Origin of the sequence: Bacillus infantis NRRL B-14911 (assembly GCF_000473245.1) — a bacterium.
In the GTDB taxonomy this organism is placed as follows: domain Bacteria; phylum Bacillota; class Bacilli; order Bacillales; family Cytobacillaceae; genus Bacillus_AB; species Bacillus_AB infantis.
In genome coordinates this window covers 4,183,861-4,207,172 of record NC_022524.1, presented here as the reverse complement: position 1 = coordinate 4,207,172, position 23,312 = coordinate 4,183,861, and the positions used below count along the sequence as shown (strand labels likewise).

16 protein-coding genes are annotated in these 23,312 nt (G+C 43.9%); 11 read left to right on the top strand and 5 right to left on the bottom strand.

Annotated features, from left to right (window positions below):
* The first annotated feature begins 149 nt into the window (after positions 1–149).
* The 11 genes from N288_RS21000 (at position 150) to N288_RS20950 (ending at position 17,296) form a co-directional block, all read left to right on the top strand.
* Positions 150–2,981 carry a carbohydrate binding domain-containing protein gene (locus N288_RS21000; protein ID WP_009792860.1) on the top strand — a complete coding sequence of 944 codons (2,832 nt, stop codon included), beginning with the start codon at positions 150–152 and terminating at the stop codon, positions 2,979–2,981.
* Between the two features lie 188 nt (positions 2,982–3,169).
* Positions 3,170–4,873 carry a polysaccharide deacetylase family protein gene (locus tag N288_RS20995; protein WP_009792861.1) on the top strand — a complete coding sequence of 568 codons (1,704 nt, stop codon included), beginning with the start codon at positions 3,170–3,172 and terminating at the stop codon, positions 4,871–4,873.
* Positions 4,874–4,885: 12 nt separating this feature from the next.
* Positions 4,886–6,118, top strand: a complete 1,233-nt coding sequence (locus N288_RS20990) for a DegT/DnrJ/EryC1/StrS family aminotransferase (protein ID WP_009792862.1) — start codon at positions 4,886–4,888, stop codon at positions 6,116–6,118.
* Positions 6,119–6,158: 40 nt separating this feature from the next.
* Entirely contained in the window at positions 6,159–7,997 is a 1,839-nt protein-coding gene (locus N288_RS20985; RefSeq protein WP_009792863.1) for a ligand-binding sensor domain-containing protein, read from the top strand.
* A gap of 27 nt (positions 7,998–8,024) precedes the next feature.
* Positions 8,025–9,098 (top strand): dienelactone hydrolase family protein, encoded by a 1,074-nt coding sequence (locus N288_RS20980; protein ID WP_009792864.1) that lies wholly within the window; start codon positions 8,025–8,027, stop codon positions 9,096–9,098.
* 97 nt (positions 9,099–9,195) lie between these two features.
* Positions 9,196–10,623: an extracellular solute-binding protein gene (locus tag N288_RS20975; protein WP_009792865.1), complete on the top strand. Its 1,428-nt coding sequence runs from the start codon at positions 9,196–9,198 to the stop codon at positions 10,621–10,623.
* Between the two features lie 55 nt (positions 10,624–10,678).
* On the top strand, positions 10,679–12,967 hold the full coding sequence (locus N288_RS20970; RefSeq protein WP_009792866.1) for a heparinase II/III domain-containing protein: 2,289 nt from the start codon (positions 10,679–10,681) through the stop codon (positions 12,965–12,967).
* A 119-nt stretch (positions 12,968–13,086) separates the two neighbouring features.
* A complete protein-coding gene (locus N288_RS20965; protein ID WP_050767281.1) occupies positions 13,087–13,671 on the top strand; it encodes a YesL family protein in 585 nt (194 codons plus the stop codon).
* Between the two features lie 108 nt (positions 13,672–13,779).
* Positions 13,780–14,757, top strand: coding sequence for an ABC transporter permease (locus N288_RS20960; RefSeq protein WP_009792868.1), 978 nt, complete (start codon positions 13,780–13,782; stop codon positions 14,755–14,757).
* Positions 14,758–14,778: 21 nt separating this feature from the next.
* Positions 14,779–15,651: a carbohydrate ABC transporter permease gene (locus N288_RS20955; protein ID WP_009792869.1), complete on the top strand. Its 873-nt coding sequence runs from the start codon at positions 14,779–14,781 to the stop codon at positions 15,649–15,651.
* 49 nt (positions 15,652–15,700) lie between these two features.
* On the top strand, positions 15,701–17,296 hold the full coding sequence (locus N288_RS20950) for an extracellular solute-binding protein (RefSeq protein ID WP_022544437.1): 1,596 nt from the start codon (positions 15,701–15,703) through the stop codon (positions 17,294–17,296).
* An 83-nt stretch (positions 17,297–17,379) separates the two neighbouring features.
* Here N288_RS20950 and N288_RS20945 read toward each other — a convergent pair whose 3' ends face one another.
* The 5 genes from N288_RS20945 to N288_RS20925 all read right to left on the bottom strand — a co-directional run bounded on the left by N288_RS20945 (position 17,380) and on the right by N288_RS20925 (position 23,017).
* Positions 17,380–18,273: a Gfo/Idh/MocA family oxidoreductase gene (locus N288_RS20945; RefSeq protein WP_009792871.1), complete on the bottom strand. Its 894-nt coding sequence runs from the start codon at positions 18,271–18,273 to the stop codon at positions 17,380–17,382.
* A complete protein-coding gene (locus N288_RS20940; protein WP_009792872.1) occupies positions 18,260–19,603 on the bottom strand; it encodes a helix-turn-helix domain-containing protein in 1,344 nt (447 codons plus the stop codon). The genes N288_RS20945 and N288_RS20940 overlap by 14 nt, the downstream gene beginning before the upstream one ends.
* A gap of 72 nt (positions 19,604–19,675) precedes the next feature.
* On the bottom strand, positions 19,676–20,737 hold the full coding sequence (locus N288_RS20935) for a dihydrodipicolinate synthase family protein (protein WP_009792873.1): 1,062 nt from the start codon (positions 20,735–20,737) through the stop codon (positions 19,676–19,678).
* Position 20,738: 1 nt separating this feature from the next.
* A complete protein-coding gene (locus N288_RS20930; protein WP_022544436.1) occupies positions 20,739–21,755 on the bottom strand; it encodes an NAD-dependent epimerase/dehydratase family protein in 1,017 nt (338 codons plus the stop codon).
* Positions 21,756–21,769: 14 nt separating this feature from the next.
* Complete coding sequence (locus tag N288_RS20925; protein ID WP_022544435.1) at positions 21,770–23,017, bottom strand: Nramp family divalent metal transporter; 1,248 nt, start codon at positions 23,015–23,017, stop codon at positions 21,770–21,772.
* Positions 23,018–23,312: the final 295 nt, after the last annotated feature.

Here is a 23,312-nt window from a genome sequence, read left to right as displayed (position 1 = left end):
AAAATAACAAATGAGTGTTATAAGTAATTGATTTTTCAGAAAATTAATATATGCTTATTATTGTATACAAGTAGTATACAGGTATTTGTCAAAATAAATAGGCAGGAGGTGAACCTTTAGCGGCTTTTACAACAAAATAGGAGGAGATTATGAAAAATAAACGATCAGGTTTCTTCATTGTTGTATGCGGATTTTTACTTTTTCAGATGTTTGGCCAGACTTTGGCACAGAAAGCAGGAGCAGCTCCTGAAAATGGGCTGGTACTTGAAAATGCCGGTTTTGAGGAGGAGCAGACAGATGGAACAATACCAGGCTGGACGCAGAGCTTTGGAACAGAAGGGATTTCTGTTGTGAATACGGAACAGGCGTCCGGAGCTAAAAGTCTTGAGATTAAAGACAGCGGCAGTGGAAATTACGGTCTGATCAGTGATCAGGTGCCTGTAAATCCAGGGTGGCAATATACTGCTTCAGCCAAAATGAAAAGCACAGGGGGCTCAGGGGAAATATATATCCGCTTCTTTGATAGCAAAGGCTCCTATATAACAGGCTTCAACAAAGCGGTAAATGGGCCGGTTGATGAGTGGAGCGAAATCAAGGTGAGCGCAGATGCCCCTGCCAATGCTGTCTATGCCGCTGTCCTCTTTTATTCCGGCAAAGCAAATACGGGGACCTTTTACTTTGATGAAGCATTATTAACGGAGGCTAAGCCAATTATGCCAATTGGCGAGGAGGCTGAGAATCTGGGTGTCCAAGTATCAAAAACAACAGTGATGCTTGGTGATATAGGAAAAGATGCCAATGGCAATGATGTGCTGTATACAGTTGTAGCAGGTGCACCGGCAAAGTTTGCCATTGTTGATGTCGAGACTGAAGAATTGATTAAGAGCTATCCTTTGGAGGATACCTCAGGGGCATGGGGAGTAAAGGTGGCTGCTGACGGGTCGGTTTACTTAGGAGGATACAACCAGGGTTATCTATATCGTTATCTGCCTGAAACAGATTCACTGGTGAATCTCGGACATCCAGTAAAGACAACTGATGCTGTACTGTATCCGATGGATATCTCGAGTGATGGGAAAATCTATGGAGGAACCTACGGATCAGGGAGTGTCTATGAATATGATCCAGACTCCGGCCAGTTTACAAACTTTGGAACGATGGCTGAGGGGCAGAGCTGGGTAAGAAGCACGGCCTATGATGAAAAGAACCAGCGGATATATGCTGGAGTTGGAAGCAAGGCTCACCTTATAGAATACGACATAAAAACTGGAACTAAACGAAATATACTCCCTTCCCAATACGCAGATATCATCTCGGTATATGATCTTAATCTTATTCAGGGGAAGCTGTTTGCCCAGAAGGAATCCAGTTATGAAATGTTCATTATTGATACAGAAAGCGGAGAATTGGTTGAGGCCATGAATGAAGATACAGGCTTGAAAACATTTGATATACCAGAGTCATCCAGAGGGATTTCGGGCAAATCTCCTGTTGGAGAAAAAGTTTACTTTACACATCTAGGTATCCTGCATGAATATGACCTCAAAAAAAATTCCTTCAAATCATTGGGCGCTGATTTAAAGGGAAGCGCGATCAGTTATAAATTTCTGCAGCTTAAAGAGGAAGGCTTCCCAGGCTATACTCTTGTGGGCCTTTCCGGAAATGGGGGCAAGCTTTACAAATATAACCTTGAAACAGGCAAGCTAAAACTCACCGATCTGGCGCTCCCTGCAGAGCCTGTCCAGATTCATGAGCTGGCAAAAGGGCCGGATGGGAAAATATACAGCACAGGCTATCTGCCTGGCAATATGGGAGCCTATATTCCGACATCAGGCAAGAATATAGTATTCGATGGTATCGGACAAAGCGAAGGGACAGCCACTTTGAATGGAAAAATGTATTTAGGGATTTATCCTAATGCACGAATCTATGAGTTTGATCCTTTCAAGGAGTGGAATCGGACAGATTCTGACTCACTGAACCCAGGTTTGCTTTTCAGCCTTGAAAAAAATGAGCAGATTCCAGGCTATACTCCTCAGGATAGGCCTTTTGCCATGCTTGGTGTTCCAGAGCATAATCAGCTCTTTATTGGAACTGTCCCTAAAAATGGGAATCTTGGGGGTGCATTAGCTATTTATGAGCCAGGAACCGGGAAAGAGCCGGATGTTTACTGGAACATAATGCAGGACCAGAGCATTGTATCCCTAACACATATAGGAGGAAAAGTCTTTGGTGGAACGACGGTTGCCGGAGGTCAGGGCTCTGTTCCTGCCACCTCTGAAGCCAAACTTTTTGTCTGGGATATTGAAAACAAACAGAAAACGGCGGAGCTTATTCCGGTTCCAGGCAAAAAGGCGATAACAGCCTTGACTATTGGAGCGGACGGGAATATATGGGGCATGGCAGATGGAACCTTATTTGCGCTGGATCCTGAAAGTATAGAAGTTATTGCTTCTTATCAACTTGATGATAAGACTTCAAGCAATTGGAGAAATGCTTCTCTTGAAATTGGGACAGATGGAAACATTTACGGCATAATTGGGAGGAAGTTTTTTAAATTCAATCCTCAGAATGGGATGCAGGAGTTTATTGCAGGAGATGTTGATCATCTTGCCCAGGATGATTTTGGATCCTTCTACTTATCAAGCGGAATTCACCTTTATAAGTACTCCGATGAAAACCTCCTCGGAAGGCTTAAAGGAGCTGAGATAATTGTAGAAAAGCAGAGGCTGACTGCGGGAGACAGCCTGTCGGTCAAGGTTAAAGGAATACTCGATAATGGAAAAAGCACCTTTGAACTGGATGGGGCTGTCATCAGTTATAAAGTCGGGAAGGAAAAAGTACTCTCAGTGGAAGATGGGATCATTAAGGCATTGAAAAGCGGCAAAACAGAGATTTCTGCAGTAGTAGAGCTGGATGGGGCTGTCGCTGAAGCTCCACCTGTATCTATATGGGTAAACAATAAAGGAGGAAGGAAGTAATCAGAGAAGGCCCGGATTCTTTCCGGGCTTTTTCCTTTTTAGCAGGGTATAAGCCTCTGTGTTATACCTGAATTATTTTTTTAATAATCTAACAATTCATTGTAATTTAGATGCTGCTGTAATAAGATTAAATAAATAAAAAAATACAGGTTAAATACATGTATTTTTGAAGGTTGGTGGGAAAATAGATGAAAATGGCCAAAATGGGTATCTTCTTTGATCAGGATGAAGCAGAAAAGCGTTGGTCTAGAGGGCAAAATGTTTTTGAAGGGTATCTTTTTGAAATTTTTGATCATCTAAGGATTCCATATGAAAGGGTAAGTGCAGGTGATAGTCTCGAATCCTATGACATTATAGTTGAATCTTTGAGCGGAGATAGTCACGGAAATCTTTTTTTAAATTATGTAGAATCCGGCGGAACCTTGGTATCGTACGGCGGTCTTGAATGCTTAAGGGAAAGGCTTGGCTTCATTGCCGCAGAGTCAGAACAAACGGGTTATGCGTTTATCCCGCCATGTATTCCTGGTGAATACCCTCCGCTTCGTTTCCTTGCATCAGAAATATGGGCAGATGAAGGAAGCAGTAGTGTTTGGATTACCAGGGGGAAATTGGGAACAGCCAACGATCATTGTAATTTCTCTGCCCCAGCATGTTTGCATGAATTTCCTTTGGGAGAAGGGAAGATTTATCGCTGGGGAGTCAAGATCCCCCAGACAATTGCCGGTTTGCAGCAGGGGACACTTCCTGTATATGAGGATGGATCTCCTGCCCCTGATGGAACCGCGAATCTTGATGAAGGACTGCTCAAGGCAGACGATGGCTTTGAACTCGACTGGGTGATGGATCGAAGTTTCACTGAAACAGGAATTCCATATTTCCCATATCCTTATGCAGACCTCTGGAGGGAAGCAGTGGTAGGAAATCTATTATCCATCCTATCTATGAAAGGGCTTACTGTTCCGATGCTTGATTATTGGCCGGCTGATATCAAGCATATGGCCATGATTTCTCATGATAGTGACCTGAACGGGGATGAATGTGCGCTTATTACCCTGGAAGCCCTTAAGGAAGAGGACGTACAAACTACATGGTGTATGATTGCGCCTGGCTACAGTCCGGCCGTTTATGAAAAGATTAAAGAAGATGGCCACGAAATTGCCCTGCACTATAACGCGCTTCATCAGGATGATGGCATTTGGAGCGAGAAGGCCTTTTCCGAACAGCTGAAGTGGATTCAGGATGCTTCCGCTACTGTGGAGATTGTCTCAAATAAGAACCATTATACGCTCTTTGAAGGGTGGGGTGAGCTTTTTGAGTGGTGCGAGAAGCATGGCATCCAGGCAGACCAGACCCGTGGACCCAGCAAAAAAGGGAATATCGGTTTTTTATTCGGCACAAGCCATCCATACTTTCCGGCCGCTTGGGCAAATGAAAAAAACCGCCTTTATGATGTTTTGGAAATAGGTTTCCTCACTCAGGATCTGAATCATCATGCTCTTGCTGATACCAGTGTTATTCAGCCATTCCTGGATGGTGTAAAGCGTGTTGGCGGGGTTGCCCACTTTTTGTTTCATCAGCACCATATCTACAATCAGCCCAAGGTGAGGCAAGCTATAACAGAGCTGATCAGAACAGCAAAAAGCCAGGAATTTACCTTCTGGACCTGTGCAAGGATAAATCAGTGGGAACGGGACCGGAGAAAGGTCTCTCTCCTGGATCTTTCAGGAGGAATGCATATAGGGGGCGCCGTAAAGAGCGAAGGCTTTTCCGTACTGGTCCCGTTGGAGGCTGATACAGGTGAAGGTAACAGAGCGGGCGGAGAGGATATTGTAACCAGATTCGGGTTTCATTGCCGACGGATCCTGCCGGTCAGCTATCTTGCAGAAGGATAGGAGGAGAAAGTCATGATTGGTGAGCTTGCAATCAATGGAGGGGAAAAGGTTAAGAAGACACCCTTTCGTACAGGAATGCGTTTTGGACTGGAGGAAGCCAGGGAGCTTTTGGAGGCTCTTGAGCAGAATACGCTCTTCTATCATTTTGGCGAAAAAGTAAAAAAATTCTTGGCGGATTTTAACGAGCTTTACAGCATTAAATACAGTGTGGCAGCATCTTCTGGTACAGCAGCCCTTCATATTGCACTGGGGGCTGCCGGTATTTCAGCAGGCGATGAGGTGATTACTAGTCCCATTACAGACCAGGGTACTGTCATTGGTATCCTGTATCAAAATGCGGTTCCGGTTTTCGCAGACCTAGATCCCCGGACCTATAACCTGACAGCAGGGACGATTGAGAACAGGATAACTGACAGGACCAAAGCAATCATTGTTGTTCATCTGGCAGGAAATCCGTGCGATATGGATCCTATCATGGAACTGGCAAGGAAGAAGAACATCAAGGTGATAGAAGACTGTGCCCAAAGCTACCTCACTAAATACAAAGGGCGTTTAACAGGAACCATAGGAGACTATGGCTGCTTCAGCACAAATGATTTTAAGCATATATCCACAGGCGATGGGGGTATTGTTACTATTAATTCGAATGATGAGTCAGATTATTTCTCTGCCCATGCATTTGCGGATAAGAATTATCATCGTCATGGCAGTTCTGTCATGAAGGAACTGCACCACTTAGCGCCGAATTATCGTATGACTGAGCTTCAGGGGGCCGTCGGCATTGCTCAGCTTAAGAAGCTGGACTGGATTTGCGGGCGCAGAAATATGCTTGGAGAAAATTTAAATAGGGGCATTAAAAACTTAAAAGGAATTAAGCCTATGAGAATTACAGAAGAAGGATGGTGCAGTTATTGGTTTTATATGCTGACTCTGGAGCTGTCCGAGCTGCGCTGTACTAGAAAGGAATTTTCAGAGGCACTGGCAGCAGAAGGCATTCCAAATCAGGCAGGATATATACCGCATGTCCTATATGAACATCCGCTTTTTAAAAAGCAGCAGGCATATAAAGGAAGCCATTATCCCTTCTCTCTTGGTGACTATGAATATACAAAAGGGATTTGTCCTGAGGCAGAACAAATCCTTGCGACAGCCATCCGGCTGGATATTAATGAGTTCTATTCTGATGATGATGTGGAGGAAATGATTGAAGCAATCAGGAAGGTTGCTGCTTTCTATGCAAGCTGACCTGCAAACACCCTCCGCATGAAAGGGGAATAGTATCGATATGAAAGAAACATTTATTAGCCATGGCATTCCGGTTGCCGCTGCGGAAGAACGGACATCTGCTATGTGTGCCAGGCATGGGGAGTGCAGGTTCGTTATAGCTGCAAAGGGTTTTGCTTTGGTTGTCAATCCTTTAAGTGGAAGGACAAAACAGGTATTTTTTCCGGAAAATAATAGAGAATATCCTTTTGCCTCACTCAGCAGCAAGGGGCTGTTTTATACAGGAGCAGGAAAAATGATTCTTGTGCTTGATCCGTTTTTGGAAAAAATCGTGTTTTATTCAGTTATTAATAATGGGGAAGAAATAGCCGGATTCAGTTTTGCCGAGGGTAAAGGAGGCAATATTTATTTCACCACCTATCCGCACTGCCATCTCTTCGGGCTCTGCCCTTCAGATTGGAGCATCAAAGATTTTGGCCGCATGGATCCTTCTGAAAAATATCCATCAAGCGCAGCTGCCGATGTTAAGGGCTGGGTATATGTCGGGATTGGAACAGAACGGAAAAATATTGTGGCCTTCAATCCTGATAGCGGAGTGAAAAAAAGCCTAGTACCTCATGAAGATCGGACAAAAGGGGCTGGGTATGTATATCAGGCAGCTGACGGAAAGGTATACGGCCATTGGGAAGCTGGGGACATGAGGGGGGTTAATCAAACCACACGATGGAAAATGTTTTTGGATGGCGCAGTGGAGGGCGTTGATCCTGTAGAAAGGGCTTCATCTATTTATGAGGGTGAAGGATTCCAGAAGGTCCATACTAATCTTGATGCTGAGTATAAAGTAGATTCTTATAGCCTTTCTGAAGGATTTGCTGAATTTATACATAATGGTACAGGCCAAAGAAAAGTGATTGAGCTAACCTATGAATCAGAGGGAGCACAGCTTTCGACTTTATTTCTTGGGCCTGATGAACAAATCTATGGAACTTCCATGCATCCTTTGCAGCTTTTTCGGTACTGTCCTGAATCGGGAGAGCTCAGGAACTATGGAGGGAAGGTAATAGAAAGAGGTGGCGGCGGAAATATCGCTGCCTATGCTTCAAAGGGAAATCTCGTCTTTGGGGCTGCTTACGCAGGAGGGAAGTTCTATATCCTTGATACACAAAAACCAATAGAACAAAATCTGAATCCGCGCCTTGTGCTTCAGGTTGAGGATATTCACCGGCCTCGATGTGCCATTGCTGCCAGTGATAAGAAGCATATTATATGGGGAGGTTTTCCCGGTTATGGACTGGCCGGAGGAGGATTGGCAATTTATAGTACGGAGACCGGGCAGGCATCAGTCATTCCCCATGGCCGGATAGTTCCAAACCAGAGCACGCTTTGTCTTGGAGAGCTGCAGGAAGGTCTTATACTGGGAGGAACCAGCGTTGAAACCCCGGGGGGTGCCTCATCTGCTGAAAAGGAAGCACACTTGTACCTGCTTGAATGGAAAACTGAAAAACCAGCGGAGCGATTTGTGCCGGTAGAAGGGGTACGCGAAATAGTCCAGCTCTTCATCGATCCATTCAATCTTGTGCACTGCTTAACGGATAGCAGCTTATATTTCATCTGTAATCCATATACCAAAGAAGTCCTATTCAGAAAGGACTTGTCCGAATCAGGTTTTCCTGTTAGAAACTCCTTTGCTTATTTTAAGGATTCGGGCACATTATTCCTTCTTCTAAGCAAGGCTTTGTTGAGTTGTGAAATCAGGGAAGGCATCATTGCAAACCCTTCTACCAGACATTACCTTACCGGCGGGGCATCCAGCGGGATCGTCCTTCATAAGGGCAGGGTCTACTATGGGAGCGGAAGCAGGCTGATCAGCATTGGCACGTGCCGGTCAGAAACACAGTAGAATGTGCTGAAAGGAGGATGTCTTACGATGTATTCACTGGATGTATTGGCTGCAGAGGGTCTCCCCCCTTTACTGGAGAGAGTTAAAACAAAAAAGGACTGGGAGCGTAAAAGAGAAAGGATTTTAAAAGGCTGGCTTGATTGTATCGGCGGGCTGCCAACCATGCCCCAGCCAGATATCGATCTAATCTCCTGGCATTCTTTTCAAGATCATTATCTAATCAAAATCAGATATTCAGCAATTTATGGTGACTGGGTCCCTGCCAATATTCTCCTCCCGGTACAAGGCAGGGCTATGGAATTGAAGGAAGAGCAGGATGTGAGGGATCTCTTGTTCACTGAATGCTTATTTAAACAAAATTCCCTCCCGTCAATACTTGCTCTCCATCCTACCTCTGAAAAGGGGAAAGATGAGGTCTGTCTGGCTGAGGGAAGGGAAAACCGTCAATATGGGCTTGAGCTTGTAAGAAGAGGCTATTTGGTATTGGCGCCTGACACTATTACAGCTGGAGAGAGAGTTGATTCTGCTGATAAGCCCTTCTATACGGCTGGCTTTTATAAACAGCATCCCGAATGGTCTGCTGTTGCAAAGATGCTGTCGGACCATCGGCAGGCAATCAGTGTATTGGAAAAAATTTGTCCAGCCGACCCAGAGAGGATTGGTGTAATTGGCCACTCCCTGGGAGGCTATAACGGCTATTTTCTGGCAGGTATCGACCAAAGGATTAAAGCTATTGCCTGCAGCTGCGGTTTTTCCACTTTTACCGGGGATCCGGAGACACATCGCTGGGGCAGGCGGGAATGGTTTACACATATTCCGAAGGTGAGTGAATACATTAATGTCGGGAAAGCACCCTTTGAATTTCATGAGATTGCAGCCCTTGCAGCCCCTACTCCCTTTTTTGTCTGGATGGGACAGAATGATCCTATCTTTCCTCATTGGCAGCCAGCTGCCGAGGGCCTGGCAGAACTTCGTTTATTGTATGACCGGCTTGGGGCAGGCGACCGCTTTGTATCCTACATAGGCCAGGCAGGCCATGATTTCCCGCCTGAAATCAGGGAGATTGCCTACTCGTTCATGGATTGTTGGCTGCTTGTATAATGGGCACTTTCAAGTCCGGCTGAATGGGGTACATTTTGCAAAATCAGAATGGCTCAGGTTAAAATTAGGGTTATTAAGCTGTATGGGAGCTGTATGTATGCTAAAAAGAAAAAATGATTTTGATGACCGTTATGGTAGGTTCATTCATGAATTAAAAGAAGAGATTATCTCTGGCAGGATTAAGCCTGGTGAATTCATTCTTCCGGAAAATACATTAAGCAAGGAATATGATTTGAGCAGAGTTTCTATCAGGAAGGCACTGGCTCTTTTGGTTGAGGAAGGATTGATAGAAAAAATCCCCGGCAAAGGAAATAGGGTGACGGTTCCACAGGATACCCAGAAGCAGACTATTAATCTCGGCTGGTTTTCTAATTCCTATGAGATCGAAATTGTCGAAAGAATTATTGAAAGATTTGAACAGCTTAATCCTTATATCAAGGTAAACCTTCAGATATATCCTGAAAGCCAATATGTATACAACCTGACGGAATCTCTAAAGACGCAAAACAGCCCAGATGTATTTATGGTTTCAGATATTCACTTCCGGCAGCTGGCTGAATCCGGTCAGCTGGGAATCATCGATCCGTTTTTGCCTGGACATATTGATCCCGAAAAGGACAGCTATGAAAAAGTGTTTGACATGTTCACCCATGATAACCAGGTTCTTGTCACGCCGTTTGTCTTTTCACCCGTTGTTGTCTGCTATAACAAAAAGATGTTTAGGGAAGCAGGAATTTCCGAAAGTTTCAGGATGGACACATGGAAAGATCTTTTGGAGACGGCACAGGATAATACAAAGGAATTCAATGCTGAAAATAGCCTTATAGCCCAATACGGTTTTTGTTTTTCTTCTTCTTCAAATCGATGGCCGGCTTTCCTCCTTCAGAATGACGGGAAATTTATGACGGAGGACCGCTCGAAATCGCTGATGAATAGCAAGGAGAATATTGAGGCTCTAAACTTTTGTGTTGATTTAATGTATAAGCATCAAGTCTCTCCTATCTTCTCGCACGGCAGCAATGACCTGGCAGAGAATTTGTTTATGCGGGAACGGGCTGCCATGATTCTGACAACTTACTATTTCATGAACGAATTCAGGGACCACAAAATTAAATGGGACATTGTTGCTCCTCCTCAAAAAAGCAATCAGGCTACCCTGCTGCTAGGGGGAGCGCTTGGAATAAGTGCAAATTCACCTGTAAAAGAAGCTGCTCAGGCGCTTGTAAGCTACATGGTTAGTACTGAAGCCCAAACTATGATCAAACAGAATGGATGCACGATCCCAGTCCTTCGTTTTGTAGCGGAAGATAACTACCTCCTTAAGCCAGGTGTGCATCCAGCCAACTATAATGCATTCAAAGATATTATGCCGCATGCATTTACCAAAAAAGATTTGAATGTAACCGTTAAGGAGATGGCACTGATAGAGAGTGAGCTCCACTTGCTTTGGGCAAATATGGAGAAGGCAGAGGATGCCTGTAAAAGAATCGATGATATGCTGAATCAGGAAGCTGCCATTCTTTAAAGCCATCTCCCATTTCCATGGGGTTTCCATACAGAACAGAAAGGTGAGAAAAGGAATGGATATAGACGAATTGCTGGGGGAAATCAGGCCCCATCCAAGGGTCTTATTTAATGCCGAGGAAATAGCCGCTATCAAGGTACGTTCATCAGATAGCTCAGCCACTCATATTCAGTTTACTGAGATATGGAAAGAGGTTCTGCATCTGGCAGAGAGGTATGCTGCTGAAACGGATTTTACTGTTCATTATCCCAGCTGCAATGTCACTTTAACAATCTCTCTGCCTCTTGTTCAGCTTGAAGAAGTGGAGCAGCCGCCAGGATACACAGATTTTCCTTTCTGGACAATGTATTCAAGAGCAATTGAAGAGAGAATCAAAGTCTTGTCATTTGCATATGCCATGACCGGTAAACCACTATACGCAGAGAAGGTAAAGGAATATCTCCTTACTCTTTCCTCTTTCTCAAGATGGTATGAATTTCCCCAGAGGGGAGCCGAGGGCAACCTGAGCAATGCCCATTTCACCATTGGAATGGCAATAGGTTATGACAGCATTTATTCTATCCTTTTAAAAGAAGAAAGAGAGTCTGTCGAAAAAGCTATAGTTGAGCTGGGACTAATGCCCTTGAAGATTGATTTCCTGAATTATGACAGCCACAACATTATTGCGTCAAAAAGAGTTGCCATGCTGATTGGTTCGCTGGCTGTTCTGTCTGATGATAATAAGGAAGCAATTGCACCTTTTCTTAAAAATGCTTATCGGTATTTAATCCGTTATTTAGACGATAGATTAATAGAGCCGGATATTGAAGGGCTATTATATCTCAATGTAGCTGCAAGGCATATACTGATGGCAGCAGACTGCCTAAAGCGTGCAGCTGGAAGAGAAGATCTGCTGCAGCACCCATTTTTTCAATTTCTCCCTGATATTTTCCTATATATGCTCGGAACAGGAGATAAGCCGGGCTTTGTTAATTTTTCCGATTCATTCTATTCCTTGGATGTATTCTATGTTATGTCTATTTTGGCATCCAGTACAAACCATCCTGCTGCTAGCTGGTATATTCATAGATATCCTGAAAAGAAGCTGGACATATTGCTCGATTTAAAAAGGATTCCTGCCCCCCAGTCACCTGAAGAGTATTATGGAAGCCGCTTGCACAAGGTTTTTCCGGGAATTGGCTGGGCCTCGCTAAGGAGCGGCTGGGGTAAGGATGATTATTTCCTTGCGTTTGCATCAAGCCCCTCTGGAAAAGATCATAATCATTTTGATCAGAACAACTTTATATTCCATTCGGCAGGGGAGTGGCTTATCACGAATCCCGGTTATCAGGATTATGTAGAGGGGCCGAGGCGGGAATTTACTCTTGGCACAATCGGCCATAACAGTATGCTGGCTGACGGGCAAGGACAAATTCATAGAGGAAAAGGAATGCTGGCTGACTGGTATACCTCAGAGCAATTCTCTTTGATTGCCGGAGAGGCTGCCGGTGCTTACGATGAACGAATTTCTGAATGGAAACGAAAAATTTTCTATATTGATAACCGCTACTATGTCTTAGTGGATAAAGTCATTAAAAGCAGGCCAGACATTAATCTGTCTTTTCTATATCACACTACAGGAAACATACTTGCAGGCGGTCAGCAAATCCTTGATGGGATGTATATAAATGAGAAATGCATAACTTTTTTGGGGGACAGATCTTCTGTCAGGCTTTATACATGCTATCCTGATGAATTGAATATAGGTGTCAAGAAATATCCTGGAGCAGAGGAGTATGGAACTTACCTTGAAATAACGGCCGCCGGGGAGGAAGAACCATATTTTATAACACTCATCGATCCTTCGAAATCAAATAAAACACTGGTATGCCAGGAGGATTCCGGCAAAATAGTTCTTCGGGTTGAAGATAATGAGAGCGGCATCATTGACTGTCTGGTTTTGGGCGCGGGTGAAGGTAAGCGTGAAGCTGAAATGGTGGCAGGAAGCTCTATTATATTCAAGGCAGAAGATGCTTGGGCCTCAGTGGGACAAAAAACCAATGAGCTATCAGCACTTTCATTGGTGAATGGAACCGAAATAAGCATAAACGGAAGGCTGCTGCTGTCTTCCCCAACTGCAGTCTGTGCAGCTATAATCATAAATGAACAAAGGGTAACTGTAGAGCTGGAGCTGGAGGGAGAAAATGAAATATATCTCGCACTGTCTCCTGCCAAGGGGTTGTTCATAAATGGCCATTCAGCTGAACAAAGGATGTTTACCTCAGAAATGGAAGGGATAAAGCTTAGCCTGCCTAAAGGGAATCATAAAATAGAAGCATTTCTTTCTTGCCGTCTGGAAAACTGAACAAGGCTAGTGTAAGATTGAATAGTCAGAATTGTTTATTCGCGCGTATTTAAAAGGGAGTTAATAACATGGAACTGACTGGATGGAAAGGTGCAATATATCGATTGGGGGACCAGACCATGAAACTGGCTTGGCTGAATATACTCTGGCTTGCAGGTATTCTTGCGGGGGGTATTATCGCCGGGGTATTTCCTTCTACTGCAGCCATGTTTTCAGTAATGCGGAAATGGCAGCATGGAGGAGAACTGGAAAAAGGGACATATGCTTTATTCAAAGAGCAATACAGAAAAGAGTTTTTAAAAGCTAATCTGTATGGCTTGCTCTGGGGAGTAATCGGTGTGATCTTGTATGTAGACCTTCAGTTCTTTCGAAGTATCCCTTCTTTATGGGGCACCCTTTTTTCGTTTTTCTTCTTTATTCTTGGAGCTGTATACCTTGCTGCTTTTCTATTTGCCTTCCCTATGTATGTCCAGTATGAACTGCGCTTATTACAATATGTGAAGAATGCTGTCCTGATTGCACTTTCACACCCTTTATATTCAGTTGTTATGGCTTTAGGATTTTATTTCCCCTATTATTTAATGATTAAAGTACCAGGCCTGCTGCCATTTTTCGGAGGCACCTTAATTGCAATGCCTCTAATGATTCTATCAAGCCGTCTCTTTGAACAGATTGAAAGAAAGGAAGAAGATATAAAAGCTTAAAATATATATTGAATTTTCTTAAAATTTGTATTATTGTTACTTTATAAATACATGTCGTATACATGTATTAGAAACAGGCTGAATAGTAAATGAAAGGAGGCCCAGGCAATGGAATTAGAGCAAAAGCCGATCAAAGGTTCCTCACCTTCTGCAAAAGAAAAGACTATTGCAAATAGCAGATGGGGCAGAACAAAAAGAAAGATGTGGAATGATCGATATCTGATCCTTTTGATCATGCCGGGAATTCTGTTCTTTTTAGTTTACCGCTACATACCTATGGCAGGACTGCTGCTGGCTTTTAAAGACTACAGCCCTTTCAGAGGCTTTGCCGATAGCCCGTGGGCCGGGTTAAAATACTTCTATCTTATTTTCGAAGATAAAGAGGTTATCAGGGTCATCTGGAACACCCTGCAAATATCTATGCTGCAGATCATTTTTGCTTTTCCTATTTCCATCATTCTGGCACTGATGCTTAACGAATTGAGGAATCAGTTTTTTAAAAGATTTCTGCAGTCCATAGTATATCTTCCTCACTTTTTATCGTGGGTTGTAGTCATCGGGATCACTGTCATCTTCTTGCGGAGTGAAGGGCTGGTGAACAATTTCCTGTCTGGGGCGTTTGGAATGGAGGCAATCCCTTTTCTTACAGATCCCGGCTGGTTCAAGCCTCTCATAGTACTGCAAATAATCTGGAAAGAATCCGGATGGGGAACGATCATCTTTTTGGCTGCCCTATCGGGAATAAGCCCCCATTTATACGAAGCAGCTGTTATGGATGGTGCCAGCAGATGGAGGCAGATATGGCATATAACACTCCCCGCTTTGAAGAGTACAATCATTATACTTCTGATTCTTCGTCTGGGGACTGTTATGGACAGCGGTTTTGAACAAATTTTCCTTATGCTCAATCCGTTCAATATGGAATCCGGAAATGTACTCGATACGTTTGTTTATTTTAAAGGCATTCAGCAGGCCAATTACAGCTTTGCCACAGCTGTCGGTTTGTTTAAAGGAATTGTCGGCCTAGTGCTGGTTGTTCTGGCCAATCGGCTGGCGAAACGATTTGGCGAAGAGGGTCTATATTAAATCAGATTGGAGGAGTAGCCTTTGTTCAAGTCTTCTGCCGGGGATAAAATATTTGACAGTGCGAACAGTATACTGCTGATATTTATAGCTGCTACGATGATATTTCCATTTATATATATATTTGCAGTCTCATTTTCCAGCCTTAGTGATTTTCTGGAGAATGATTTGCTTCTATGGCCAAAGGAATGGGTGACAGATGCCTACGAATATATTCTCGGCTCCGACCAATTCATCCGCTCGCTTTTTGTCACTATATATATAACGGTCATAGGCACATTTATCAATCTTTTCTTCACCTCTACGATGGCCTACGCCCTTACCAGAAAGATTCATGGCCAGCGGATGATTCTATTCCTAGTTCTTTTTACGATGCTGTTCTCAGCAGGAATGATACCGACCTATATGATCGTAAAAGCAACAGGGCTATTGAATACTCTCTGGGCACTGATTATCCCTGTAGCCATCAGTCCTTTCAATTTAATTATTATGAGGCAGTTCTTCCAGGGGATACCCGAGGAACTGACAGAAGCAGCGATTATTGATGGCGCTAATGATCTTCAGATTTTCACTAAGATTATATTGCCCTTATCCAAGCCGGCGCTGGCAGCATTTGGGCTTTTCTACGCAGTCAGCCACTGGAACAGCTATTTTACAGGAGTTCTATATTTAAGTGATCCAGCTAAGTGGCCGATACAGGTAATCTTAAGGCAGATCGTAATTGTAAATGAACCTAATGCTGCACTTGGGGCGCACGAAATGATGGAATCATTGCCCCCTCCCGAAACGGTACAGATGGCAGCTATTTTATTAGCTACTATTCCTATACTCATTGTCTACCCGTTCCTGCAGAAACATTTTGCTAAAGGAGTGATGCTTGGCTCTGTAAAAGGCTAATTCAGATAATAGGCAATTGGCGAAAAAAAAGAAAACTGGAGGGGTTAATTTGAGAGGGAAAAATCTTTTGATCAGTTTTTTAGTTCTTATTCTTAGCTTCGGGCTGATTGCCTGTACTTCGGAAGAAACGAAAGGAGAGGATACAGATAAAGAAAAGGATAAAAGTTCCTCCGATCCATTCGACCATAGTAAGAAATATACCATTACAGGGATGACCTTTCGTTTTGGGGATCCGCCTCCTGCATCAAGCCCTGGTCTCGACATGATCAACGAGCGTTTTAATGTTGATTACAAGCCGGAAATTATCCCGCAGGGTGACTACGCGGAAAAGTCTTCTGCCATCGTTGCTTCTGGCAGTATGCCGGATATGGTTGGTTTTCCTGCTGATGATACAAGGTTTTATCAGTGGGCAAACGAAGGAGCATTCCTTCCGCTGGATGACTATCTGGAGAAATTTGAAACATTGTCTAAAATTCCTGACCATGTATATGATTCCTTCAAAGTGAATGGAAATATATATGGAATTCCGCGATACTCGAATCCATATCCACTCACCCCGATTATCCGAAAAGACTGGCTGGATAACCTGGGTCTGGAGATGCCAAAGAGCTATGAAGAGTTAGAAAAAGTTGCAATCGCTTTCACTAAAGAGGATCCTGACAAAAATGGAAAAGACGATACGTATGGCCTGGCGATTGGTGAAAATATCAATCCTAACTTCAATATGGGTACTTACTGGGATTTTGATGCCTGGTATCATCAGAATGAAGATGGAGATTTCATTCCCGGCATGATTTCGGATGGACGTAAAGAATTGATCCAGTTTTTTGCAAATCTTTATGATGAAAATGCGATGACCAAGGATTTTGCTGTGCTGAATTGGGCTGATACCAATAATGAATTCTATTCAGGAAAAGCAGGCATTTTTGTTGGCGGCGTAGCAGGAATGAGTGAGGATTATATGGCAGGGCTGCTGAAGATTCATCCTGATGCTGAGTTTGTTGCCGTGCCGCCATTCGAAGCGCCAGACGGCTCCAAAGGATTTACAATGGGATCAGGATACTCCGGGATCCTTGCATTAAACGCCAAACTTGACGAAGTTGAAGGGAAAATTCACCGTACCCTTGAGATGGTGGACGCAGGGAAAAAGTTTTTCCCATTAGATCAAAAAACGCCTGGAAATCAAGATTTTGACTGGATGTGGGGGAAGGAAGGTACAGGATATAATATGGAAAACAATGCACCGGTACGTGTCGAGAATTTCTCTTCTGATGGACTGGCGCCTTCCACCTATTTCCTTGATAATCGTGAGCATGTTCCTGCTGATGCAGATATCAGCTATGCCGATGATTACAGCATGACGGAAATGAAAGGGCTGGTCGATTCGCTTCAGGATATGTTTGAATCAGGGCAGATGTATGTTAATCCCATCCATGGTATCATCTCACAAACACAGCAGGAAAAAGGGGCAGATCTGATGCAGTTCCTTATGAACGACCAAGCCAAGATGATAGCCGGACAGAAGCCTGTAGGCGACTGGGATAAGATGGTTGAAGAATATCTTAATAGAGGTGGAGAGGCCATTATCCAGGAGGTTAACAAAGGAATACAAGATAAAGGGTACGGAGACAGGCAGTGGAAGTAAAAGAAACAAACGTTAAATAAAGATAAAGGCCTTTTCCGCTGAGGAAAAGGCCTTTGGTTTAGTTTACTCCGTCTGCTCCAGGTTCATATCAATTTGCTTTTTATCCGTTCCTTGGTAAGCATGTCTACTAATCGAATCACTTCACGCGTTTCCACCCATGGAACAGGGCTTATTCCAGTCTCAAAAAAACGTATGACTTCATCCAGAAGACAGGCATAAAAAGGTTTGTTATCACTTAATAAGTCAAGGGGAACAGCTCCTTCCCCTGTATGGAGTATGACCCCGAAGCGGGAGTGCCACTCATAGTCTCCCCTGAAGGAAACAATTCGCCCATCTTCCCATTGGGAAAGAGCAAATTCATATTCATCATGCTGGCGAACGAGTGCTTCTTTGAGCCCTGGCCCCAATGCTGCTATGGCCATTTCTGCCATATGGATGCCATACCAGTAATAACCGGGCATTTGCTCCAGCAAGGGAAGAGGCCCATGGAAATAGGCTCCGGTTATGGATTGTTTATGCTGTTTGAGAAAAAGGTCAAAGGATTCAGCAAACCTTAATGAGGAGGAGCTCATGATCGGTACTCCATAATCTTGTGCCAAATTGTAAATCTCTTCGGCCTCAGCTGGCGAAACGGCCATTGGCTTGTCAATGAAGACAGGAAGCCTATAGGGAAGAAGCTCTTTGAATAAGGATAGATGCTTTCTGCCGTCTACTGCAGTCAGCATAATGGCATTGCAGGAAGCAGCTGTTTCCTGAATAGAATCAGTCATAATAACATTATAATCTTTTTCCAAAGTCTCTTTAAACCCCGCCACCCTGCTGCGACTTATTTCCAGATCCTCAGAATAATAGGGAAAGGCAGAGTAGACCTTACCCCCTTTAACATGGTAAGGATGGCGGGAGTCATTTAGGAGTTTTGTAAATTCAAGGCAATGCGATGTGTCTAAGCCAATCATACCAATTTTAAGAGTATGCATTAGTGTCCCCCTTTGAATTTCTTGATTCTGCAAGTTTATAAACCTGTCGGGGCCTTCCGCGCGCCGAAATCTTTTCCATCCCGATTACAGCCAGGATACCTGCATCCATCCACTTTAAGATGATCCGATGGGCACTTCGGGCTGTGATTCCGAGCGTAGAAGCTAGTTCATAGGCTGTAAACTGATTATTCCTTTTTCTCTCAATGAGAGAGGTAAGTTTTTGCAGGTAGATGGCTGTCATTCCAGATTCCTCTGCCTTCTTAAGAAGCTGGCTGTCAGTTACAGACAAGGGGTAGGAGATAGGAGCGGCCAATTCGACAGGCCCGAAAACACTGCGATCCTCTTTTACAATAAAACAGCACTCGCCCCCATAGTCTTTTGCCTGCAAAAGAGCAATCCGCGCATGGGTTCCGGCTTCATTGGCGGAAAGACCGAATCCAACTCCTAAAGAGAGCCTCAGCTTCAGCTCCCTGCCGACATCTTTAATGATAGGGATCCATTTGTAGCCCCTGGTCACCCTTTCGAAAGCTCCTCTCGTTGTGATGAACATATATTCATTTCCATTCAGGGAGGTGAGATGGCCCTCCAGTAATTCAATATAATCAAGCAAAATTCGATATAACCGGAGATTAAGGCGCTGGATCTGGTGCTCTGAAGCAGCCTGCTTTACCAGTTCATGGTATCTGTCTATTTGAATCAGTCCAAAGACAATCTGGGATTCCAGGTTCCTCCGCTTTTCTGTTGAGAGGAGTGCCCTTTCAAGCGTTACGATGATATCATCCTCTGTTGGAGTAACCCATTCTGCCGGAACTCCCCTCCCAGCGAGTTCTTCAGCCACTGCTTTTACACCTGTAACAGCAGCATTAGTATTGCCTGAATGATACTGGCTCCAATGAAAATCGGCCAGGTCCATTACTCTTTCTGATGAGAAGACTTGGGGATAAAACTTCACATCAATGTCTTCACCAAGTTCCTTTATTGTTCGCCCAACTTCAGGAGGGAGCAGAATATCTGAGGAAATACAGTCTAGGTTGCAAAGATTTTTCTTAAGGGAGTATAGGGCTTTATAGAGGCCAGAGCCCTTTAAAGGAATAAAATGAGCTGGCAGGTGGGGAGGGATCTCACTTTTTGAAATAGAATAAGGGTATATGCCGGAATACAGCAGAACATCAGAAATGACAGTCAATTCCTTAGTAAAAGCGGGGGCATCATTTATATCATTTGATGTTCTGATTTCGGGATAGAAGTTTGGGAACAGCCGCAGACAATGGAGAATTTTTTCTTTCATCCATTCGGGACCAATTACACCGATTACTATAGGATCTTTCATTGCAAAGCCCTCCTGAGTTAATTAAAGGAGAACACTTCCCGCGGGCGGAAAGTGTTCTTTTGGATCAATTTGTCATTGTCCGTAGCTCCCGGACCTGGTCGGTATTCTGCTGACAAAATCATCATCTGTTAAATGCGGATAATCCCTGCAGACACGATCTATTTCCTCTGACTGGCCGGAGCTTAGCCTTTCCTTATCGAGCAGGCACCAATTTCCTTTTAAGAGCCCCTGTCTTGCCAGGACTTCATTAATTCCTGTAATGCATCCTTTAAATCCATTAGCACTGTCAAATAGTGCAGCGTTTGCATCAGTCAGCTGCTGGCCCAGTGTCAGCAGTGAGGAAGGAACCTCCCGGCGGCTTCTGGCGGCCTTAACTTCATCAAGCATTTGAACGGCCTTATATGTCCAGACTGCCCATTGGCCAAGCAGTCCGCCGACTATCTGTTTTCTAACCATTTTCCCATTAACGTTAAACTCATATTCTGTTAAAAGGTCATTGATGATATTGTCATCATTTCCTGTGTATAAAGCAATTTGGCTGCCTCGTGAGGAATGGCAGACTGCCCTGACCACGTCAAGCGTCTGATAGCGATTAAAGGGAGCCATTTTAATGGCATGGATGTTCGGGATTTCGGTAAATTCCTTCCAGAATTCATAGCTGAATGCTCTCCCGCCTACTGATGGCTGCAGATAAAACCCAAAAACAGGCATAACTTCGGCAACTTTCTGAGTACGCTCCAGCAGTTCTGCTTCAGAAAGGCCGGAGAGGCCTCCATTGCTGAGCAAGACCATATCATATCCCAGATCTTTGGCAGTTTTTGATTCTTCCAGAGCCTGATTAATGTGACCGCATACACCAGCAATTTTTATAAATCCTTCTTTTTGCTTCCTTTTATCTATTTCTTCAACAGCGAGCCGCAAAACCCTTTCGTAAAGTCCAAATCGGGGGGCGCGAATTTCAAATTGGGTAGTATGAACGCCTACTGCTACACCACCGGCACCTGAATCCATATAATAATTTGTTAGCCTTCTTTGGGCATCCTCGTCAAGCGTCCGATCTTCGTTCAGAGCAAGAGGGTGGGCTGGAATGACTGTACCTTCAAATAACAGTCTTTTTACTTGTTCATCCAGCATATTAATAAACTCCTTGTCTTTGCTGAAAATGAGTCGGTTTGTTAAGGACTGCTCCGTCACCTGAAACCCACTCCGCTGTCCACATGATCATCTGTTCAAGCGATACCTTAGGATAGCCAAAAAGCCGATGTGCTTTGCCTGAATTATTCAGCAGCGCTGAAGGCTGTTCTTCATTTATAAAGACTGCCTGTTTATTGAAAGTTTTGCTGAATTGCTGGGCAAGCCAGCGGACAGATACAGTCTCAGGTCCGGTTACATTCAGCAGGGAAGGAGGACTGTCGCATATCAGCAGAGAACGAAGTGCATACTCATTTGCATCTCCCTGCCAGATGACATTTACATGTCCCATAGATAAGTCGACCGGCTTTTCGTCATACACTTGCCTGGCTATCTCCAATAGCACCCCGTAACGCATATCAATAGCATAATTCAAGCGGAAGATAGTAACAGGTGTCTGGTTTTTAGAGGAAAAGTAAGTGAAGATCCTTTCCCTTCCAAGACAGGACTGGGCATACTCGCCGACAGGGCCGACAGGGTATTCTTCATCGCATCCTCCCTTAGTGAGAGGAACAAGCGGGTACACATTGCCTGTAGAAAAAGCGACAATGCGGGAATTCCTGAATCTATCCGCAACCCGTCCCGGCAGATAGGCATTCATGGCCCAAGTGAAATGTTCATTGCCATTTGTGCCGAATTTATTACCGGCCATATAGATGACATTTTTAATATCCGGGAGTCCATTGAGCTCCTCTTCATTGAGCAGATCAGCGGCTATTGTTTCGATACCAGCTTCCTCCAGTTCCTTTTGGAGGGTGCCAGATGAAAAGCGGGAGACAGCTATAACCCGTTTGCCGGTGTCTGATCTTTGCACAGCCTTTGCAGCCAGCTTTGCGAGAGTAGGACCCATTTTTCCGCCAGCGCCCAGAATCATGATATCTCCATCCAGTCTGCTTATGTCGTTTACAAGTTCTTGTGATGGATTTGTCATTACTTCTTCCATTTCTGCAATTGTTTTCATTTCCTTCACCTCATTTATTTAAAAAAGATTGTGATAATGTTGTTGATCGCCAATAGAATCAGGACGGCCAAACCAGCAATGCCCAAAACATTTTTCCAAAGCGTATTCTTCATTGAACCCATAATCTTTTCATCATTCGCTACCGAAAGGATTGCTATTGCAATGAATGGAACTATCACAATGGTGATGGCCTGAGCGAATATAATCATATTCACTGGTGCAGACCCAAAGATGATGCCAACAAGCGATCCAAAAGCCATGACTAGAATAATAAAGCCCTTTACTGATTTAGAGGTCAGCTTGCTTCCGAGTCCAAGGCCATCTGATAGCAAAGCACCTCCAATAGTTGCATTCCCCATCAGTGAGGAAAAAGAGGCGCCAAAAAGCCCAAGCATAAAGAGAATAGCTGCCCAGTTTCCATATAGCGGTTCCAAGGCAAGGCCCATATCAGAGACTGAATTAACTACAATTCCCTGCGGCTTCAAAATGGCTGCTGCACAAAGCATGATCATAAGGGATATCAGGCCCAGAATAAAGATGCCCAAGTACGTCTCCCTCATGCCTGAAGAACGATGTTCCAGCTTCCAGCCTTTTTCCTGTACTAGATATGATTGATAACAGGCTCCAACGATAGAAAAGCTAGTTGCTGTTATCGCAATAATCAGCGGGAGGGAGCCATCAGGAATAATAGGGACAAAGCCTGCAAGCATTTCAGTAAAAGAAGGCTTTACGAGAATTAAAGTGATTGCAAATGAGACCAGCATCAGCACTACAAGCCCGAGCATAAGTTTCTCAAGGATTTGATAAAAATTCTTGGAAAATAAAAAAGCAACTCCGAGCAGTGTGACAATTATGATCCAAAGGCTGGCAGACGTGCCGGTGACACTTGATACAGCCAGCCCTGAACCGAGCGCATTGCCTGCCTGAAAAGAAGCAGTAACAAGAAAAGCTCCTATGCCAATCAAAAGGGAAGCTGTCCTGCCCCATTTCTTTTTCATTACCTGGATGAAAGACTCATTGGCTGCCAATCCAATCCTTGTGCTCATTTCTGTGAAGATCATCATGAAAATCACTACAATCACCAGAGCCCAGATGAGCTGCATTCCGTAAATGGCTCCGATTTTAGAAGAAAGGGTCAGGCTTCCGGGTCCGAGAACTAAGGCCGAAGTAATAAAGGCAGGCCCGAGCTGATTTAAGAATCCCTTCTTTTTCTCCAGTCCCTGTGCAGGAGCTGATTTGCTTTTGGTGACTCCGGTTTCCATCAGTGAAATTCCTCCTTTCAGCAAAGTAGAGGTTCTATATTGACTGAATATTCGGAACCTCTTATTTATATATTCTATAGCTCACTCCTATTTAAAGAAATGTCTTTAATAAGTCTTTAATTAAGTTTATTTTTTAGAATGACTCTGTCATTGTGCCTGTTGAGACAAAATGCTGCTTCGGCTTGTGGGAATACCATTAAATGTAATCAGGAAAGAATAACGCTGATTTTGGAATGAATAATTAAATATATAGGTAGAATAATGAGCCATATAGGGAGAAATATAGTAAATTTGG

What these genes read in the sequence shown, in the direction of transcription:
- N288_RS20970 (WP_009792866.1), top strand. Translation starts at nt 10,679, where the DNA reads ATGGATATAGACGAATTGCTGGGGGAAATCAGGCCCCATCCAAGGGTC.
- N288_RS20995 (WP_009792861.1), top strand. Translation starts at nt 3,170, where the DNA reads ATGAAAATGGCCAAAATGGGTATCTTCTTTGATCAGGATGAAGCAGAA.
- N288_RS20965 (WP_050767281.1), top strand. Translation starts at nt 13,087, where the DNA reads ATGAAACTGGCTTGGCTGAATATACTCTGGCTTGCAGGTATTCTTGCG.
- N288_RS20925 (WP_022544435.1), bottom strand. Translation starts at nt 23,017, where the DNA reads ATGGAAACCGGAGTCACCAAAAGCAAATCAGCTCCTGCACAGGGACTG.
- N288_RS20975 (WP_009792865.1), top strand. Translation starts at nt 9,196, where the DNA reads ATGCTAAAAAGAAAAAATGATTTTGATGACCGTTATGGTAGGTTCATT.
- N288_RS20935 (WP_009792873.1), bottom strand. Translation starts at nt 20,737, where the DNA reads ATGCTGGATGAACAAGTAAAAAGACTGTTATTTGAAGGTACAGTCATT.
- N288_RS20930 (WP_022544436.1), bottom strand. Translation starts at nt 21,755, where the DNA reads ATGAAAACAATTGCAGAAATGGAAGAAGTAATGACAAATCCATCACAA.
- N288_RS20985 (WP_009792863.1), top strand. Translation starts at nt 6,159, where the DNA reads ATGAAAGAAACATTTATTAGCCATGGCATTCCGGTTGCCGCTGCGGAA.
- N288_RS20945 (WP_009792871.1), bottom strand. Translation starts at nt 18,273, where the DNA reads ATGCATACTCTTAAAATTGGTATGATTGGCTTAGACACATCGCATTGC.
- N288_RS20990 (WP_009792862.1), top strand. Translation starts at nt 4,886, where the DNA reads ATGATTGGTGAGCTTGCAATCAATGGAGGGGAAAAGGTTAAGAAGACA.
- N288_RS21000 (WP_009792860.1), top strand. Translation starts at nt 150, where the DNA reads ATGAAAAATAAACGATCAGGTTTCTTCATTGTTGTATGCGGATTTTTA.
- N288_RS20980 (WP_009792864.1), top strand. Translation starts at nt 8,025, where the DNA reads ATGTATTCACTGGATGTATTGGCTGCAGAGGGTCTCCCCCCTTTACTG.
- N288_RS20940 (WP_009792872.1), bottom strand. Translation starts at nt 19,603, where the DNA reads ATGAAAGATCCTATAGTAATCGGTGTAATTGGTCCCGAATGGATGAAA.
- N288_RS20960 (WP_009792868.1), top strand. Translation starts at nt 13,780, where the DNA reads ATGGAATTAGAGCAAAAGCCGATCAAAGGTTCCTCACCTTCTGCAAAA.